The following is a 17,804-nucleotide window of genomic DNA, read 5'->3' on the forward strand; positions in this document are numbered from 1 at the left end:
AACAACACTCTGAGTTTTCATGCAGTCTTTCCGATTGAGTCTTTTTCTAAACAAGCTCCCAGAACAAAAAGAAAATATTTAAGATTGTATCAATCACTAAATATAAGGATGCCCATCTAAAAATATAAGGATGCCCATCTAAGGCAATATTATTCTTTACAGATGCTTTTTTCTTTTTTATAATGCCACTAGTTTGTAATTTGAAGTGCTTTCAGGTTTTGATTTTCATATGTCAAGATATTTTTCGGAAATACAAAAAAATATTTCACCCCGAGACCACGAAAATTTTTTGACACGGCAATAGTGCATGTTGAAGGCTGTAAATTCAGGGTTACCTTACCCCAAAGCGTCAGGCAACGCGCCATCATTCAAAAAAAGGCACCCTGAAATCAAGCCATGACAAAGCACTGGTCATCCAAGATGCAAGGAGGAAAAATGAGTAAAATTCTTAGAATAAACACCGGAAATCTGACATTTACCTACGAAGATGTCCCGGAAGAACTGGCAGGTCTTGGGGGCAGAGCCCTTACATCCAGAATGGTCCTGAACGAAGTACCGGCAACCTGCCATCCCTTGGGTGCCGCGAACAAACTGGTCATGGCCCCTGGAATTCTATCCGGCTCACCTGCTGCCAACTCCGGCAGACTTTCCGTGGGGTCAAAATCCCCCCTGACAGGTGGTATCAAGGAAAGTAACTCCGGTGGATTTGTTTCTCAGAAACTGGCTCGCATGAATATTGCCGCCTTGGTGCTTGAAGGCAAACCCGATGGCGATGCCTACAGCATGATCGTCATTAAAAAAGATTCCGTTGAATTCCTGCCCGCCGACGAATATGTGGGACTTGGCAATTATGAAATGATGGAAAAAATGTGGGCCACCTATGGCAACAGAACCGGCGTTATGAGCATTGGACCTGCCGGCGAACAACGCCTTAAAGCCGCCAGTATTCAACAGGCGGATCTCAAGGGAACTCCCGGCCGAGCAGTGGGTAGAGGCGGACTTGGTGCCGTCATGGGCTCCAAAAAAATCAAAGCCATTATTGTGGATGACGCAGGATGTGATCGTCCAGTGATGGCGGACCCGGAAGCCTTTAAAGCTGCCAATAAACGCTGGGTGGACATGCTTAAAAACCACCCTGTAACCGGCCAGGGACTCCCCGGTCTTGGTACAGCAGTTCTTGTCAATGTCATCAACGAATCCGGCGCACTGCCCACCAAAAACTTCACATCAGGTCGCTTTGAACATGCCCATGAAATCAGCGGTGAAAAAATGGTGGAAAACATGGAAGCCCGTGGCGGTATTGTGGCCGAAGGCTGTCACCCGGGATGCGTGATCAAATGCTCCCAGGTATACAATGACAAAGAGGGTAAACAACTCACCGCCGGGTTTGAGTACGAAACCCTGTGGGCCTTTGGTGCTCATACCACCATCAAGGATCTGGACGACATTGCCATGATGGATCGCCTGTGCGATGATTTTGGTCTTGACACCATTGACACCGGTGTGGCCATCGGCATGGCCATGGAAGGCGGATTGATTCCCTGGGGAGATGGCAAGGCTGCCATTGATCTCTTGAAAGAAGTCGGTAAGGGAACCGGATTGGGTAAAATTCTTGGCAATGGCGCAGCCTTTACCGGTGATGCCTTCGGTGTGGCCCGCATACCCGTTGTAAAAAGACAGGCCCTTCCCGCCTATGATCCCCGATCCGTCAAGGGTGTGGGTGTCACCTATGCCACCACCCCCATGGGTGCTGACCACACCGCAGGTTATGGCGTCACCGCCAACATTCTCAAGGTGGGCGGAGATATTGATCCCTTAAAGAAAGAGGGAAATATTGAGCTGTCCCGGAACCTGCAGATTGCCACGGCCGCCATTGATGCCGCAGGTCTTTGCCTGTTTGTGGCCTTTGCCGTTCTGGACAACGAAGACGGCGTTCAAACCATTGTGGATATGATCAATGCCCGTTATGGACTGAGTCTGACCCCCGATGATGTGGTGAGCCTTGGCAAATCCATTCTCAATGATGAAAAAGAGTTTAATCGGCGTGCCGGTTTCACCAAGGTTGATGACCAGCTCCCGGACATGTTTGATGTCAAATTCCCGCCCCACAACACGGAATGGGATTTTTCCACAGATGAGCTTCAGGAAACCCTGAATTTCTAAGGATCGTTCTTTTGACAACGAGATGATACCGGTTTAGAAATCAGGATCTGATTACAAGGGGGCAGAAATAGTTTTTTTATTTCTGTCCCCTTTTTCTATATATCCCACATATCCTGACGGACACAACGAATATTGAAAATGCTATCACGCCGCCCCTCCTCGACGGGCAATGGGCCGGCCCGGAACCGTAGACGGGTCAATTGGCCGGTTCCTATTGCCCATCGGGGGGGCTCTGCTGAGGATGCTCGGAAGTTTCTTATTTTCTAATCAAAAAAACGATTCCCCTCAGCAGACTGAAATCACAGGAAATTCATTTCTTGTTGAGCCCGGCGGTTACTGTTACCGGCATTTGGAGTTATAAATTCAGTCGAATACCATTCACCCAGGAAACACTCTTGCCCCATTTACCAATACTGCCAGAACCCTGGGCCACCATGACCAACCGCTCCAGGCCAAAACCAAGCCCCACCCAGGTATCGGTTACCCGCCAGGCCGCGTCCAGGGGATGGGGCCCCATGGCACCCGATGCCACCTCAATTTTATCCTCACCGGCCACCACATCCAGGGTCTGCCCATAAACTGCGGAATCTTCAGTTTCAAACTCATAGTCAACCAGTCCAGCGGCATCGGCCACCAGGGATGCCAGCTCTTTTAAACGCTCCCGACGTTGATCTAAAGGGACCCCCATTTCCACCAGGTTCAACATGGTGAACTCACTGTTGTGACGGGCACCGTCGGACTCTTTTCGAAAACAGGAGCCAATTTCAAAAAAACGTATGGGCCGGGGTTTGAGACGCCCCAGACTCACCATGTATTGGTAGAGATTTGGGGCCAGCATGGGCCGCAGGCAATGCCGGTCATCCAGCCAGTACACCTGTTTTGACAGGGGATGATCCCTGTCCACGGTCATTTTGTCAAGGGCATCCCGGGAAATGATGACAGGGGTGGTAACCCGGGCAAAGCCCTGCTGGTTCAGTACAACTGTAAGACGTTCCTCCAGACCAATCAATCGGGGTTTCAAATCAACGGTGAGAAACAGTCTTAATTTTTGCTGCTGTTGTTTCACCAGACGTTTTTCAATGCGCTGAAAACATTGATTTCTATCCTGGTTGCCAGCGGCGGTGCATATCAAATCATTTTCCCCGGCTTCAAGCTCCCTTAGGCGGGCCAGCTGGGTATCTGTCCAGATTAATACATTATTCAAAATAAAATCCTTTTTAGGCATCCTTCATGTCTGCCCCCAAAGTACTTTTGCACTTTTAGAGCAATATTTCCCGAAAAATGGGTTTGATACGATAACGCCAACAAGACAAGCCAGATCCCGTTTTCGCAAAATCGACAAACAAAAACTTGAGCAGCCAGTAAAAGGTGTCAACAAAAAAGCCAGGACCTCCCCGGAATCCAATTCAAATCAGAAATCGATCACAGCATTGCAACCGCCATGCTGGCCACTCCTATTTCCAGCTTATCGTGGACCAAACGGCTGGCAATTTTTTTATATCCTGTGGGAGAAATCCCCAGGGGAACCCCCGGAGCCGCCAGCCAAGTCGTGTCAGAAAGAGCTGTATCCGGGATGGCATTTGCCACGGGTGTGGCATCAAGGAGGTATCTTACCTGGTGAAGCGCAGGGACCCCATTTTCGCCTGCCACAGAAATACGGGACAATTTGTTACCAGAATCAGTGCCCACAGAGGCTGACAAAAGGTCTCTGAGTCGCCGGGCCGCCGGGGCAACAACATCATACAATACCACATGGGCACCTGCATCCATCAACCATCCGGCCGATGCACTACCCACGGGTCCGCAACCCACCACCCCTACGGTTTTTCCTTTGAGCCCCCCGGCCATTAGGTCCAGGGCTGCGGCATATCCTCTGCCAGTGAATACGGAATTATCAACAACCCTTTGGGCGTTCAGATTCAGGGCCACAAACCGGCTGTCATCGGACATCATTATTCCCCGCACCCCAGCTTCAAAAGCCTCCGCCAGCCCTGCTGTATCCGTAGCTTCAGTGACAGATGCCGGAAAACCAAGGTAAGCCAGGATAGATTTCACCGTATGGGAAAAGGTGGTAATGATGCCCTGCCCGGCTGTGACGGGCACCACCCCCACCGTAAATTTTTCCATCAATGGGGTAATGTCAGAGAGTTGACGTCCACAGGCGTGGCAGGCCACACCCAGAAGTGATTGCCCTGTTTTTTCAATAAGTTCGACATTGTATCTGTTCAAATTTCCAGCAATGGTGTCAATATCACAGGTTTTTAAACGGGTCATAACAGGTCTCCCCCCTGGCAATGGCATTAAAAACCGCTTGGCGCTTCTGTGCCAGTGCGTCTTCAGTTGATGCTTTGTTTATCAGTGTGGCTACAAATTGACTTTTTCCCTGCTGATAATTTGTGATTACTTCATCTGCACCAAACAGACCTGGTACCATCTGCAAAGGAGCATCAATGGACATGATGTGCTCACCCTGGCACCGCACCTTTTGGTTTGAAACGGCAACATGCTCATAGCTCACCCATAGCGGAGCCACCGGCACCACCGGTGCACTAAGGGTTTTATGCACAAAAATTTCCCCCAGTACAGACATCATATTAATGCCGGTGGAATGAAACACCGCCGTGGGTGTCTGGCTGGGCAGACGGGCATCGATTTCCAGGACTTTCAGCTGCCCCTGATGCAAAATCACCTCCACGTCCATAATGCCCTTTAAATTAACTGCCCGGGCAAGTTCCAGGGATATCCGGATAAGTTCATCTTCAAGGTCCCGGGAAAAAGGCACCGGTGCCGTCACACGGCAGCAGTCATGGATGTCGTCCATGAAAAGCTCCGTGGTCTGCAGGGCAATGTAGTGCCCCGGCATTCCCATGACCTCCATGGAATAGGATGGGCCTTGCACATATGCCTGGAGAACATCCGGAGCTTTACCGAATGTTGCCAAAAACTTTTCATAGGCCTGGGAATCCGGAAAAAGGGTAACCCCATGACTGCCACTGGCACTGTCGGGCTTTCCAATGGCTGGAAAACCGCACAGGGGCCAGGGCATAGGTGCCGGGACATTTTTTTTATGGAAAAGGGCATCAGATGTCACTTTGGATGAAGAAATGGCATAGGCATCGGCATCAAAGGCCAGGGGAATCCCATATTTTTTGCTGAATATCACCAAACTGTCCAGGGCCGCCTGGTTTTCCAGAGCAGGCACAATAAAATCCACATATTGAAAAGCCTTTGACAATGCCTCATCATCGGCCACGTCACACTGAGAAAAATGGTCACAAAGACCCGAAGCAGGAATATGGGCTCGTCTGTCCACCACATGGGTTGTCCAACCCGCCCGGGAAGCCAGATAAGAAGCCTCCACCCCCTGAAGATTCCCCCCTGCAATACCAACGATCATACATATACCTCCAACATTGCTTCAACACTCATGGCTGGGTTAGCGGCTCTTTAATATGGGACAAAATGGTCCTGTGCTTTTGTTCACGCACCAGCATCAGGGCCGCCCAGACACCGGTAATCAGAAAAAGTCCGCCCCCGATACAAAACGCAAAGGGCACCCCCACAACATCCGCATGCCACCCAAGTACAGGCCCGATAATGACAAAAGAGAGCCGGATGGTCAGACTTCTGACAGACAGCACCGTGGCCCGGATTTCCGACGGGGTAATCTCATTGATATAGTTTCTCAACACTGGGGTTGCAATCCCTCTTAGTATGTAGAACAGGAAAAGAAATACAATACCCCATGCAGCGGTAAAAACCCCAAGGAACAGATAACCGCAACCGATGGATATGGCAATGAAAAACACCATCCCGGCCATTCCCAGTCTTTTTTCCAGATGGTGGGCATGCATGGCCGTAAAACCGGTGGTTAAATTCAATACAGGGATAATGACTCCATAAAACCCCAGGGGAATGGCAAGAAAGACCAAATAGGGTTGAACAAACCACGCCATGGTCAAGGTGGCGGTTCCCATGACGGAAGAAAAGATGATGTTCCATTTAAGGGCACCGTTGCGCACAAGTGCATAACGTACAATGGCAAAAATATGGCGAAATCCCTTCTGCTGACCATTGTCCATGCGGTGGGGTTCAAACAGATAAAGGGCCGCCGGAATGGCGGTAAAGGCCACCACGGCCTGACAATAAAAAGTAGTCCGAAGGGAAATCACCGCAAGAAGAACCCCAATGGGTGCCGCAATGGCTTCGGCAAAATTTCCAATGGAAATCAGCCGTCCCTCGATTTTTAAATATTTTTTTTCGCTGTCCGCCCACAGCAGGGTATCATATAAAATAGCCGAATCGGACCCGGAAATAAAACTCTGACCCACCCCCAGAATGATTTCACACACCAGAAATCCCCAGAAACCATTGGAAACACTATAAAGGGCAAACCCGGCAAACCCCAAACAGCTGCCCAGCACCAGAGATTTTTTACGGCCCCACATATCCCCAAAATATCCCGAGGGAACCTCCATCAGCACAATGGCTACGGAGTAAACCGCTTTTAGAATAAAGAGCTCCTGGGTGCCAAGGCCATTTTCCCGGTAAAAAAGAAAGACAACAGGCATGGTGAGCATGAGCCATTTGGATATTTTAATAATGTAAAGCCTGAAAATATTGGCCTTGACCCGGCTTGCCACAGTTAGCTGGCTTGTCATGGAAATAATGTCCTGTTATTTGTGCTTAAGCATTCTTCCTTCATCTTCTTTTAATGATGAGAAGAACTGGTGTCATGAAAAACCGGATTATTACAACAGCAATCAAAAATGACGTCATGGTTCATTTCAAAGCACACAGTAAAATTTCATTTTTTATCAATCAAAAAGCATGAAGTCAAATCAAAAAAGCTCATGCTATGTTTCAGGGTCTTATTTCCTAAAAACAACGATAATAAATTGAGTTCAAAAAAATAACAGCAATATCTTCATAGGGTATTCCTTGATAGCAACCATCGCTTTCACAATGAATATTAGGCACCTGAAGCATGGATAACAATTACTCTTTCCAATTTCGTTTTTTGGTCTTATTACGATTTTTTTGCTTGCGTTTGTTTGGTTTTTTATCGATAATTCCTTGCACTCAAAATATTTTTTTATGATAAATCAAATACATACTGGAATCAGAGGCATTTAGAACTTTTTTTATATTTTTATTTAGGACGCACTTGTTTTACGCCTAAGGGGAAAAAGCATCAACACCGAACAAAAACAAATAAGACGACAAAAAGGAATGAGGGCCGTCAATGTGGGATTGATAGCCAATACCTTTCTTGCACTTGTGAAAACCACCATTGGTATTGTGGGCCACAGCCCGGCCCTGCTGGCAGATGGCATCAATTCCACCTCGGATGTGGCCTATGGCATTGCCGTGAACATATTCATGCGCCTTTCAGGAAAACCTGCAGACCATGAACATCCCTATGGCCATGAACAGATGGAAAGCATCGCCGCCGTGGTTGTTGGGGCCTTTGTAATTTCCACGGCCATTGCCATTTTTTGGAACAGTATAAATACCATTTATGAAATTATATCGACCCAGGAATTGTCATCAGGGGCAAGCATCCAGGCATTGTGGGTGGCTCTTTTCACTGTGGGGTTAAAACTTTGCCTCACCGCCTGGACCCGGGCCATCGGCGCACAGACAAAAAATACTGCAGTCATTGCCCTGGCAGCGGATCATCGAAATGATGTATTTGCCTCCCTGGCTGCCACCGCTGGTATTTTTTTCGGGCGTATGGGCCATGCCTGGATTGATCCTTTGGCAGGGGCAATTGTCTCTTTGATTATCCTGCACACCGGTATTGAAATTCTCCGGGACGCGGCAGGGGAACTCATGGACACAGTTCCGGGTCAAACCCTGGGGAATCAGATAAAAAATCTCATTGCAACGGTAAAAGAGGTTGAACAGGTGGAAGAGATAAAGACCCACAGATTCGGGCCTTACCTTGTGGCCAATATCACCATAGGAGTCAATGCTTGCCTCACCGTAGCCCAGGGGGATCACATTGCCACCCGGGTGGAAAAAATTCTCATTGATGAGATTGATCCCATGAGGCGAGTTTATGTCCATTATCACCCCACCCGGGAATTAAACCCTTAAGGCAAGATTCACACTTCAGCGCTGGATAACCCCCAGATAATTGTTTTTTTGCAGGTTGCAATTCCACTAATATTGAGGGTATTATAGTGGACTTTACCAGCTTGTTAAAACCATGAACACAGCAACTCAGAACATGCTCACCCGCACTTGCAAAAAAAGGGTTTATTTAAAATGCAGATATACCAATACCCCTCAACAGAGGGTGAAAAAAAAATTTATGACACCATAGAAAGGGGCCTTGGCTACACCGAGGCGGATTACAAAAACGTACAGGCCTATATCAAAGATGTAAAAGACAGGGGAGACGATGCCCTGGTGGATTACACCCGACAATTTGATTCCAAGAGCGTCACCCTTGAAACCCTCAAGGTCAGCGATGCCGAATTCGACCAGGCCATGACTAAGGTGGATGAGGCTTTTTTAAAGGCCCTGGATCGTGCCGTGGCCCAGCTGACACAGTTTCATCAACAGCAGAAAGAAAAATCATGGATTGATACCCCCAGATCAGGGGTAATGGTGGGGCAACTTGTAAGACCCGTGGATGCGGCAGGTATCTATGCCCCCGGTGCCAAGGGTGGTAAAACCCCCTTGGTGTCATCGGTGCTCATGGGAGGCATTCCAGCCAAGGTGGCAGGGGTTAAAACCCTTGTTCTCATGACACCCCCCATGGCCGACGGTACCATCAACCCCCACATGCTGGCAGCGGCCAAAAAAGTGGGCATTGACCAGGTATTCAAAGCCGGCAGTGCGTGGGCCATCGGGGCCATGGCCCACGGAACCGAACAGGTACCCCGGGTGGACGTCATCGTGGGGCCCGGCAACATCTATGTCACCCTGGCCAAAAAAATTGTTTCCGGCACTGTGGGCATAGACATGATTGCAGGCCCCAGTGAGATTCTCATCATTGCAGACAAAACTGCAAACCCGGAATTTTTGGCAGCCGATCTGCTGTCCCAGGCCGAACACGATGTCATGGCCTCGGCCATTCTCATAACCGATTCAAAAGCACTTGCCACTGCCACAATACAGGCCGTAAACGCACAGCTAACAACCCTTTCCAGAAAGGATATTGCCAGCCGGTCCATGGCGGATTTCGGTGCAGCCATGGTGGTTCCTGACATTGAAACAGCCATTGATCTTGCCAACCGCCTGGCACCGGAACATCTGGAACTGGTGGTGGATTCGCCCTTTGAATACCTTGACCGCATAAGAAACGCCGGGGCCATATTTGTCGGTCCCTACACCCCGGAACCTGTGGGGGACTACATAGCAGGCCCCAACCATGTATTACCCACAGCAGGAACCGCACGATTTTCCTCGGCCCTCGGTGTGGATAACTTCACCAAAAAAAGCAGCCTCATTAACTACTCCCGGTCAGCCTTCATGGCCGAAGCCGAAAATATTGTCACCCTGGCGGAAACCGAAGGGCTGGATGCCCATGCCCGGGCCATCAAGGTAAGAAGGCAAAATCAGGTATGATCATTGATTGCCGAATCCGTTCTGCTCACTGCAGTCCGGGCATTCCCAGGTAATCCCGTTGCATGTCATGCCCCATTCGTTTTCATACATGCACTCCTGACAGATGGAAAATCCGCACCGGCAGTTCCAGCAGAATTTAAATTCTCTGCCACAGCAGTGGCAGAGATGCACTCTTTTGCTGCGCCTCTTTTCCTTTCGATTTTCAGATACTTCGGTCATATTTCCTCCTGTTGAAAAGGAATGGTTATACAGGTTTTACCTTTATTTTTGAAGTTTTTTATGAGATTCCCCCAAGGAAAATACCAGCATGAAAAAAAAAGAACTCTTTCTCATTGACGGCAGTGCCTACCTTTACCGGGCATTCCACGCCATTCGCAACCTGTCCAACTCCAAGGGTCTTCCCACCAATGCCACCTTCGGGTTCACCCGAATGCTTTTAAAACTGATAAAGGAAAGAACTCCCAACTATATTGCCATGTTCTTTGATGTCAAAGGCCCCACCTTTCGCCATGAAATGTATGATCAGTACAAGGCCACCCGCCCCCCCATGCCCGAAGACATGGCCCAGCAGATCCCCTGGATCAAAGAGGTGGTCACCGCCTTTGGCATCCCCATTGTGGAAAAACAAGGATTTGAGGCCGATGATCTCATCGGTACCTGTGCCCGCCTGGGCGAAGAAAAGGGATTTTCAACCATCATGGTCACCGGAGACAAGGATTTCATGCAGCTGGTCACCGACCACTGCGTCATCTATGATCCCATGAAGGAAAAGACCATTGACAAAGCAGCCATAAAACAAGACTTTAACCTTACCCCCACCCAGATCATTGACATGTTAGGCCTTGCCGGAGATACCTCGGACAATATTCCCGGGGTTCCCGGGGTGGGGCCCAAAACCGCCATGAAACTATTAAAAGATCATGGCTCCATTCAGGGCATCTATGATCATTTAGATGAACTCAAGGGTAAAAAAGCCCTGCACAAGAAACTGTCAGACAACAAAGAGCAGGCATTTTTAAGTCGACGGCTGGTGGCCATTGATCAGCACGTGAATATCCCCTTTGTTATTGAAGATTTTAAAGCCGTTGATCCGGACACCCAGACTCTGTCCACTTTATTTAAAACCCTCGAATTCAGGCAACTCCAGGAAGAATTCACCCCCCAAGCAGCCCCCATTAAAAAAACCTACATCTGCCTCACAGACCTTAACGACATAAAAAAGGAGCTAAACCAGGCCAGACAGGCCGGTCGATTTGCCATTGACACAGAAACCACCTCCCAGCACCCCATGCTGGCTGAACTTGTGGGCATTTCCTTTTCTTACAAGCCCCATCACGCCTGTTACATTCCCCTGGGCCATGTCACCTTTGGCAATGAAAAATTTGTACAGCCGGATCGTGGGTTGGTGCTGGATCTGATCAAACCTCTGCTGGAAGATCGAACCATTCACAAGTTGGGCCAGAACATCAAGTATGACTATATTGTGCTGTTCCGTTGCGGCATTTCCATGCAGGGCATGATCTTTGACACCATGATTGCCTCCCATCTGCTCACTCCCTCCCATCGGGGACACAGCCTGGACCACATCGCACTGACCCTGCTCGGCCATAAAACCATCAAATACGAAGACATGGTGGGTAAGGGAAAAAACCAGATCACCTTCAACGAGGTGGAAATTGAAAAAGCCGTGGATTATGCAGCCGAAGATGCCGACATCACCCTGCTGGCCAGTCAGATCCTGGAAGAACGGATCCTGGAAAATGATCTTTCTCCCCTGATGCAGGACATTGAAATGCCCCTGGTATCGGTGCTGGCACACATGGAAATGGTGGGCATAAAGGTGGATAAAGACAAATTAGCTCACCTTTCCGCCACCTTTGAACAGGAACTTGCAACCATTGAAGAAAAAATTTTTTCCCTGGCTGGAGAACGGTTCAACATTAATTCTTCCCAGCAGCTTGGAACCATTTTGTTTGAAAAACTCCAGTTGCCGGTGCAGAAAAAAACCAAGAAGAAAACCGGTTACTCCACGGACATTGATGTTTTGACAATCCTTGCCCAGTCCCATGAACTGCCAGCCCTGATTGTACGTCACCGGTCCCTTGGAAAGCTTAAATCCACGTACACCGATGCCCTGCAACAGCTGATTCACCCCCAGACCGGCCGGATTCACACCTCGTTTAACCAGAGCATCACTGCCACAGGTCGTTTGAGCAGCTCCGATCCCAATCTTCAGAACATCCCCATCCGCACCTCGGAGGGCAAAGAGATCAGAGCCGCTTTTATACCAGATAAAGGCCATGTGCTGGTGGCGGCGGACTATTCCCAAATTGAGCTGCGCATCCTGGCCCATTGTGCCGAAGATGCCATCCTCATTGATGCCTTTACCCGTGACGAAGACATTCATACACGAACGGCAACCGAAGTATTCAATGCTCTGCCCGGATTCATCACCCCGGAACTTCGCCGTCAGGCCAAGGCCATCAATTTCGGTATTGTATACGGCATGGGGGCCTTTAAACTCAGCAAGGAACTGGGCATCAGCCGAAAAATGGCCCAGACTTACATTGACAACTACTTTGCACGATATTCAGGTGTTAAAACCTACATTGACACCACCATTGCAAAGGCAAAAGAAACCGGGGAGGTCTCCACCCTGCTTGGCAGAAAAAGGCGATTGGAGAACATCAATGCCGCCAATGCCAACATGCGGGGATTTGCCGAAAGAATGGCCATCAACACCCCGATCCAGGGCAGTGCAGCAGATCTGATCAAACTTGCCATGATCCGCATGGAAAAGGCTCTGCTGGACAAAAAAATGGCATCGCGCATGCTGTTGTCCGTGCACGATGAAATTTTATTTGAAGTACCGAAAAAAGAGGTGGACGCCCTTATGGCCCTGGCCCGGGATGTCATGGAAACAGTTTTTGATCTCAAGGTTCCCCTAAAGGTGAACATGGATGTGGGGAGCAGCTGGGCCGAGGCCCATTGATATGAAAAACCAATCCCTGGCCACATCACCGAAATGTTGAAGTGGGGTAAGATTTATTCAAATCAGCCCAGGGCGGCATGATTGAGGACGGATGCAGCTATTGTCCGGATTCTGGTGACCCGGTATTGTCCTTAATCGAACCCTTAACGGTGTCTGACACCGTCCGATGAATATCCACAAAGGATTCATGGATGCTGGTGGGGGAAAGCCGCCCCATCTCAATGAATTTAACCACGATTTCTTTGGTGGTTCTAAGTATCTGTTCGTCTATTGATTTCATGGCTTCCCTGATACCAGAGATTTTTCACTTGGTCAAGCCCGCGGGTTGATATGGACTGATTTCAGTTGCCAAAACAGAAAAAATGGTTATTATTCGTGCCTGTTTATCATCGATAAAATCGACTTTTTTACACACAACGGTCTTGAAAGACCTTGCTTCACCCCAAGGAAACCCATTTTAATGGAAATAAATGAGCAGCATAAAGATGCAATGATTGACAGAATCCACCTGGACGGTAAAGAAATTATCCTCATTGGCACAGCCCATGTCTCCCGGGAAAGTGCTCGGCTTGTAACAGAGATCATCCACCAGGAAAAACCCGACACCGTGTGTGTGGAGCTATGTGATTCCCGACTGAAATCCATCCGGGACAACGAGAGCTGGCGAAACATGGACATTGTAAAGGTCATCAAGGAAAAAAAGGCCATGCTTGTCTTGATGAACCTGATGTTGGCCTCTTTTCAGAAAAAAATTGCAGAAAAATTCGATATCAAGCCCGGACAGGAAATGATCAACGCCATTGATGCTGCAAAGAAAGAAGGTGCCGTCCTCATCCCTGCGGATCGGGAAATCCAGATAACCCTGACAAGGGTATGGCGAAACATGGGCACCTGGGAAAAAATAAAGCTGATGTTCCAGCTGATGCTTTCCATGGGCAGTTCCGACGAAATCACAGAAGAAGAAATTGAACAGATGAAGCAGGAAGATCTTCTACAGAGTCTGCTTGCCGATGTAAAAAAATCCCATCCCATCATGGAAAAGGTGCTCATTGCCGAGCGGGACCAATTCCTTGCTGCCAAAATAAAAAGCGCCCCGGGACAACGCATTGTGGCCGTGGTGGGGGCCGGTCATGCCCCCGGCATCAAGAGACATCTGGCCGCAGTGACAACCATTGACACCGATGATCTGACAAATATCCCCCCAGCGGGTAAAATAGGCAAGGTTCTAAAATGGTTGCTTCCCGGTGCCATAGTATTGCTCATGGCTGTGGGATTTTTCATGAAGGGGGCGGATGCCGGCACCGACATGATCTGGCTGTGGATCACTGCCAACGGTATTTTTGCAGGCATAGGTGCCATTGTGGCCCTGGCCCATCCCTACACCATCCTTTCAGCCATTGTGGCAGCCCCCATCACCTCTCTTAACCCCATGATTGCAGCAGGATGGGTATCAGGACTTGTGGAGGCCATGTCCCGGAAGCCCAAGGTAAGGGATCTGGAGTCCATCCCCGGGGATATTCTTTCCATCCGGGGATTCTGGCGAAACAATGTAACCCGGATTCTGCTCGTGGTGGTGTTCACCAACCTTGGCAGCACCATCGGCACCATGACGGCCATCCCGCTCATGCTCAGGGCAATGCATTAAACCTAAAAGTTGCATTCATGGCCTTGAATTATCTAACGATTATTTAAAAGACTTATGAAAATTCTTCTTCCATTGTCCACTCACCATGATTATGGGCATTCAAAATGCAAAAGCCATGAACCATTCGGGAACCTTATTTGACCGAATCTGCTGCGTTACCAGGCATGTACGGTAGTCCACTACAGCAACATGCCTGTTGCCTTGCATACCCGGCCCAAATAAGGCTTGCAACTTTTAGGTTAAATTTTATTTTCAGCAAATTTTTGGATGCATTCCGGATAGAGTGCCCACTCCAGGGCCAGCCCTTTTTTTTTCACCGTTTCCAGAGTGTCGTCATCGTTGATATCAAAGGCCCGCTGGCCGATGATGGGGCCGGTGTCCTCACCATAATCGATGAAATGAACTGTGCACCCCCCCACCTTGCACCCATGGCGAAAGGTATCCCCATACCCGTCAGTGCCGGGAAACGAGGGAAGCAATGCCGGATGAATGTTCATGATTTTCCATTTTCCCGGCACGGTATTAATGCGATCTATAAAATACGGGGTAAGGGTCCGCATAAAACCTGCCAGCACCAGCAGATCAATGTCATAGGGGAGAATGTGATCCAGCAGAGCCCTTTCGGCCACGGCCCGAGACCGCAGAAATGCCGTAACCTTCCCGGGGTCGGCAGAAGCCTGAAAAAGTGTCTGGCTGGCACGGACAGCTTCCAGATCAAAATCTTCCGGCAATGCCAGGCCATGGGGATCTTTCTTTAATGTTTCTATAATCTTTTTATAATCCACCACAAAGGTATCAATGCCAGCTGATTTTGCCCGATCAAGACCTTTTACTCCGGGGGTATCCGAGCCGGTGAACATCAAGTGTGCATCAATACGTCCCAGTTTACATGCATCAATGATGGCCTGCAGATTAGTTCCTCCACCGGATATCAACGCACCTATTTTTAATTTCTTTCCCATTATGTCTTCCTTTTCTGATAAAAAACAGGGGATTGATCATAACATGAGCCACTCGTCACAGATATTGGGTCAACGGGGTAAAGCGTGTGTTATTGGCGTTATCATTGCACCGCCTGCGCAAACGCCAAAAGCACCGATAATCCCAACAACCCAAGTCTGCCCCCTCCCCAACGTGGCCGATGTTGTGATCAAGCCCCCAAATAGCTTGTCCATGGTAGACTTCAATACCATTGCCCCCCCATTTTGGCAACCCGGGAAGGTTTTTTCATTTATTGACAAAGCAAATCCAAAACCCTATATTTACAAAAAAGTTTTTTCGTATACGACATCCATGGCAGGACCGGCTGCCCTGACAACGTTTGAAACTTCATAATGACAGGACCTTGATCGGAGTTTCATGTAATAATCCCAAACAAGGAGACAGTTTGATGGCAAAAAATATAGTTGAAATAGACGATGATTCATTTGAAACCGCAGTGCTCAAGGCAAACAAGCCGGTCATGGTGGATTTCTGGGCTCCCTGGTGCGGTCCCTGCAGGGCCATTGCCCCCATTGTGGATGAACTGGAAGGAATTTATGGTGAAAAAATGAATTTTGTAAAAGTCAATGTGGATGAAAATCCCCTGACCCCCAGTAAATACGGCATAAAAGCCATTCCCACGCTGATTTTCTTTAAAAACGGTGAGGTGGCAGAACAGATTACCGGCATGGTTGCCAAGGGCAAACTCAAGGAAACCATAAAGGGTGTTCTGCAGGAGGGATAATGACCAATACAGATTATGATGTGGTTATCATCGGCGGTGGACCGGCAGGACTCACCGCAGGAATGTATGCCTCAAGGGCACGCCTCAATACCATTCTTTTTGAAAAAGCCTCCCCGGGCGGACAGGTGATCGTCACCGACTGGGTGGAAAATTATCCAGGCTTTCCGGAAGGAATAACCGGGTATGATCTAGGGGAACAGATGGTCGCCCAGGCTAAGAACCTGGGGCTGACAATTGAATCCGATGAGATCGCCTCACTGAGTCTGACCCCGAATGAAAAAAAGATTCACCTTGCAAGCGGCAAGACAATCACAGCCCGGACGGTGATCATTGCATCGGGGGCATCCCCCAGAAAACTTGATGTGGGTGAAGCAAAATTCATGGGAAAAGGCGTCTCCTTTTGTGCCACCTGTGATGCTCCCTTTTTCCGGGACAAGATCCTTGTGGCGGTGGGCGGCGGTGACACGGCGGTGCAGGAATCCATTTATCTGACCAAATTTGCCAGCAAAGTTTATCTGGTACATCGTAGAGACGAACTGAGGGCCACCAAGGTGCTGCAGGAACGCGCCCTTAAAAATGATAAAATCGAAATGGTGTGGAATTCTGTGGTAACTGGGATGGACGGTTTTTTTAATGTAGAGAATGTCCATATCAAAAACTTGAAATCCAATGAACAGACCACCATTAAAGCCGACGGCTGTTTTATCTGGGTTGGAACCACCCCGAATACTGCCTACGCAAAGGGAAGTGTGGACATGGATGAAGGGGGATTCATCATCACCGATGCCCACATGGAAACCTCAATCCCCGGTGTTTATGCCGCAGGGGACGTCAGAACCACTCCCCTGAAACAGATCGCCACCGCCGTTGGAGATGGTGCCATTGCAGCCATGTCTGCCGAGCACTTCATTGAGAATCTCAAGGATGCAACATGAGAAGTGCCACTGTTATCAGAATCGCTGCCATTGTGACCATGGCCGTTGTTTTGTTCTCTTTTCCAGGGTGTTCTTGGTTCAAGGAATCAAACAGGGAAATGGAAAAAAGTGCGGAAACCCTTGTAAAGGAAGGTACCTTAGCCTACAGAAATGAAAACTACCGGGATGCCATACGCTCATTTACCACACTGCGAGACTGGTATCCATTCAGCAAATATGCCATCCTGGCAGAACTTAAGATTGCCGATTCCCACTACAAACTGGAGGCCTACGAAGAAGCCATACCAGCCTACCAAGAGTTTGAAAATCTTCATCCCCGGAACGAAGCTATTCCCTTTGTCATCTATCGCATCGGTATGTGCTGGTACAATCAAATTCGTTCTGTGGACAAGGATCAGACACCTGCTGCCAAGGCCATGGCCGAATTTCAACGCCTTATCGACAGATTTCCCCAGGATGGCCTGAGTGGCAAAGCCCGAAAAAAGATTCAAAAATGCATGGAAAGCCTGGCAGGACATGAAGCCTATGTGGCAGATTATTATTTCAAAACAAAGCAGTACAAGGCCGCATTAAAACGATACGAATCGTTGTTTGCCGTGTATCCGGATACATCGTCCGGAAAAAGGGCATTGGAAAAGATCCCCCTTTGCAAGGAAAAAATCAATCAGGAATAGCGTGTAAACAAAACAATACTGATTTTATCTGTCCGGGGGTGCTTTACGACCCCCAAAATTTTTTAAGGCAAAATCAGAATTGCTTTTT

Annotated in this window: 15 protein-coding genes; 8 read left to right on the plus strand and 7 right to left on the minus strand. The window is 48.7% G+C overall.

The genetic code is table 11. The features are described 5' to 3' along the window. Positions 1-435: 435 nt before the first annotated feature. Positions 436-2,163, plus strand: coding sequence for an aldehyde ferredoxin oxidoreductase family protein (locus ACYQ2M_RS14425; RefSeq protein ID WP_459917062.1), 1,728 nt, complete (start codon positions 436-438; stop codon positions 2,161-2,163). A 355-nt stretch (positions 2,164-2,518) separates the two neighbouring features. On the opposite strand, the gene pylSc is transcribed toward ACYQ2M_RS14425, so the two are convergent. The 4 genes from pylSc to ACYQ2M_RS14445 form a co-directional block, all read right to left on the minus strand. Next, positions 2,519-3,367, minus strand: coding sequence for a pyrrolysine--tRNA(Pyl) ligase large subunit (gene pylSc, locus ACYQ2M_RS14430; protein WP_459917063.1), 849 nt, complete (start codon positions 3,365-3,367; stop codon positions 2,519-2,521). A gap of 218 nt (positions 3,368-3,585) precedes the next feature. Continuing rightward, the gene (gene pylD, locus ACYQ2M_RS14435; protein ID WP_459917064.1) at positions 3,586-4,437 is read right to left on the minus strand and encodes a 3-methylornithyl-N6-L-lysine dehydrogenase PylD; all 852 of its coding nucleotides are present in this window, start codon (positions 4,435-4,437) and stop codon (positions 3,586-3,588) included. Beyond that, on the minus strand, positions 4,415-5,560 hold the full coding sequence (gene pylC, locus ACYQ2M_RS14440) for a 3-methylornithine--L-lysine ligase PylC (RefSeq protein ID WP_459917065.1): 1,146 nt from the start codon (positions 5,558-5,560) through the stop codon (positions 4,415-4,417). Before pylC ends, pylD begins: the two co-directional genes overlap by 23 nt. Positions 5,561-5,588: 28 nt before the next feature. Next, entirely contained in the window at positions 5,589-6,824 is a 1,236-nt protein-coding gene (locus ACYQ2M_RS14445; RefSeq protein WP_459917066.1) for an MFS transporter, read from the minus strand. 571 nt (positions 6,825-7,395) lie between these two features. On the opposite strand from ACYQ2M_RS14445, the gene ACYQ2M_RS14450 reads away from it, so the two are divergent. Further along, positions 7,396-8,265, plus strand: coding sequence for a cation diffusion facilitator family transporter (locus ACYQ2M_RS14450; protein WP_459917067.1), 870 nt, complete (start codon positions 7,396-7,398; stop codon positions 8,263-8,265). 171 nt (positions 8,266-8,436) lie between these two features. Further along, entirely contained in the window at positions 8,437-9,744 is a 1,308-nt protein-coding gene (hisD, locus tag ACYQ2M_RS14455; protein ID WP_459917068.1) for a histidinol dehydrogenase, read from the plus strand. On the opposite strand, the gene ACYQ2M_RS14460 is transcribed toward hisD, so the two are convergent. Beyond that, on the minus strand, positions 9,745-9,963 hold the full coding sequence (locus ACYQ2M_RS14460) for a hypothetical protein (RefSeq protein WP_459917069.1): 219 nt from the start codon (positions 9,961-9,963) through the stop codon (positions 9,745-9,747). 88 nt (positions 9,964-10,051) lie between these two features. On the opposite strand from ACYQ2M_RS14460, the gene polA reads away from it, so the two are divergent. Then, a complete protein-coding gene (polA, locus tag ACYQ2M_RS14465) occupies positions 10,052-12,736 on the plus strand; it encodes a DNA polymerase I (RefSeq protein ID WP_459917070.1) in 2,685 nt (894 codons plus the stop codon). Positions 12,737-12,833: 97 nt separating this feature from the next. Here polA and ACYQ2M_RS14470 read toward each other — a convergent pair whose 3' ends face one another. Beyond that, a complete protein-coding gene (locus ACYQ2M_RS14470) occupies positions 12,834-13,016 on the minus strand; it encodes a conjugal transfer protein TraB (protein WP_459917071.1) in 183 nt (60 codons plus the stop codon). Positions 13,017-13,196: 180 nt separating this feature from the next. Here ACYQ2M_RS14470 and ACYQ2M_RS14475 point away from each other — a divergent pair, with 180 nt between their 5' ends. Beyond that, a complete protein-coding gene (locus ACYQ2M_RS14475; protein WP_459917072.1) occupies positions 13,197-14,381 on the plus strand; it encodes a TraB/GumN family protein in 1,185 nt (394 codons plus the stop codon). A 239-nt stretch (positions 14,382-14,620) separates the two neighbouring features. Here the strand turns inward: ACYQ2M_RS14475 and purN are convergent, their stop codons facing one another. Next, entirely contained in the window at positions 14,621-15,343 is a 723-nt protein-coding gene (gene purN / locus ACYQ2M_RS14480) for a phosphoribosylglycinamide formyltransferase (protein ID WP_459917073.1), read from the minus strand. A gap of 428 nt (positions 15,344-15,771) precedes the next feature. Between purN and trxA the strand changes: the two genes are divergently transcribed. The 3 genes from trxA to ACYQ2M_RS14495 are packed head-to-tail and all read left to right on the plus strand — an operon-like array spanning position 15,772 to position 17,716. Next, the gene (gene trxA / locus ACYQ2M_RS14485; protein WP_459917074.1) at positions 15,772-16,107 is read left to right on the plus strand and encodes a thioredoxin; all 336 of its coding nucleotides are present in this window, start codon (positions 15,772-15,774) and stop codon (positions 16,105-16,107) included. Beyond that, positions 16,107-17,042 carry a thioredoxin-disulfide reductase gene (trxB, locus tag ACYQ2M_RS14490; RefSeq protein ID WP_459917075.1) on the plus strand — a complete coding sequence of 312 codons (936 nt, stop codon included), beginning with the start codon at positions 16,107-16,109 and terminating at the stop codon, positions 17,040-17,042. Before trxA ends, trxB begins: the two co-directional genes overlap by 1 nt. Continuing rightward, positions 17,039-17,716, plus strand: a complete 678-nt coding sequence (locus ACYQ2M_RS14495; RefSeq protein ID WP_459917076.1) for an outer membrane protein assembly factor BamD — start codon at positions 17,039-17,041, stop codon at positions 17,714-17,716. The genes trxB and ACYQ2M_RS14495 overlap by 4 nt, the downstream gene beginning before the upstream one ends. Positions 17,717-17,804: the final 88 nt, after the last annotated feature.

Source organism: Desulfocicer niacini, assembly GCF_054657595.1.

Excerpts from the sequence above, each read along its gene's own strand:
- ACYQ2M_RS14425 (WP_459917062.1), top strand. The coding sequence starts at position 436 with ATGAGTAAAATTCTTAGAATAAACACCGGAAATCTGACATTTACCTAC.
- pylD (WP_459917064.1), bottom strand. The coding sequence starts at position 4,437 with ATGACCCGTTTAAAAACCTGTGATATTGACACCATTGCTGGAAATTTG.
- pylC (WP_459917065.1), bottom strand. The coding sequence starts at position 5,560 with ATGATCGTTGGTATTGCAGGGGGGAATCTTCAGGGGGTGGAGGCTTCT.
- ACYQ2M_RS14445 (WP_459917066.1), bottom strand. The coding sequence starts at position 6,824 with ATGACAAGCCAGCTAACTGTGGCAAGCCGGGTCAAGGCCAATATTTTC.
- ACYQ2M_RS14450 (WP_459917067.1), top strand. The coding sequence starts at position 7,396 with ATGAGGGCCGTCAATGTGGGATTGATAGCCAATACCTTTCTTGCACTT.
- hisD (WP_459917068.1), top strand. The coding sequence starts at position 8,437 with ATGCAGATATACCAATACCCCTCAACAGAGGGTGAAAAAAAAATTTAT.
- ACYQ2M_RS14460 (WP_459917069.1), bottom strand. The coding sequence starts at position 9,963 with ATGACCGAAGTATCTGAAAATCGAAAGGAAAAGAGGCGCAGCAAAAGA.
- polA (WP_459917070.1), top strand. The coding sequence starts at position 10,052 with ATGAAAAAAAAAGAACTCTTTCTCATTGACGGCAGTGCCTACCTTTAC.
- ACYQ2M_RS14470 (WP_459917071.1), bottom strand. The coding sequence starts at position 13,016 with ATGAAATCAATAGACGAACAGATACTTAGAACCACCAAAGAAATCGTG.
- ACYQ2M_RS14475 (WP_459917072.1), top strand. The coding sequence starts at position 13,197 with ATGGAAATAAATGAGCAGCATAAAGATGCAATGATTGACAGAATCCAC.
- purN (WP_459917073.1), bottom strand. The coding sequence starts at position 15,343 with ATGGGAAAGAAATTAAAAATAGGTGCGTTGATATCCGGTGGAGGAACT.
- trxA (WP_459917074.1), top strand. The coding sequence starts at position 15,772 with ATGGCAAAAAATATAGTTGAAATAGACGATGATTCATTTGAAACCGCA.
- trxB (WP_459917075.1), top strand. The coding sequence starts at position 16,107 with ATGACCAATACAGATTATGATGTGGTTATCATCGGCGGTGGACCGGCA.
- ACYQ2M_RS14495 (WP_459917076.1), top strand. The coding sequence starts at position 17,039 with ATGAGAAGTGCCACTGTTATCAGAATCGCTGCCATTGTGACCATGGCC.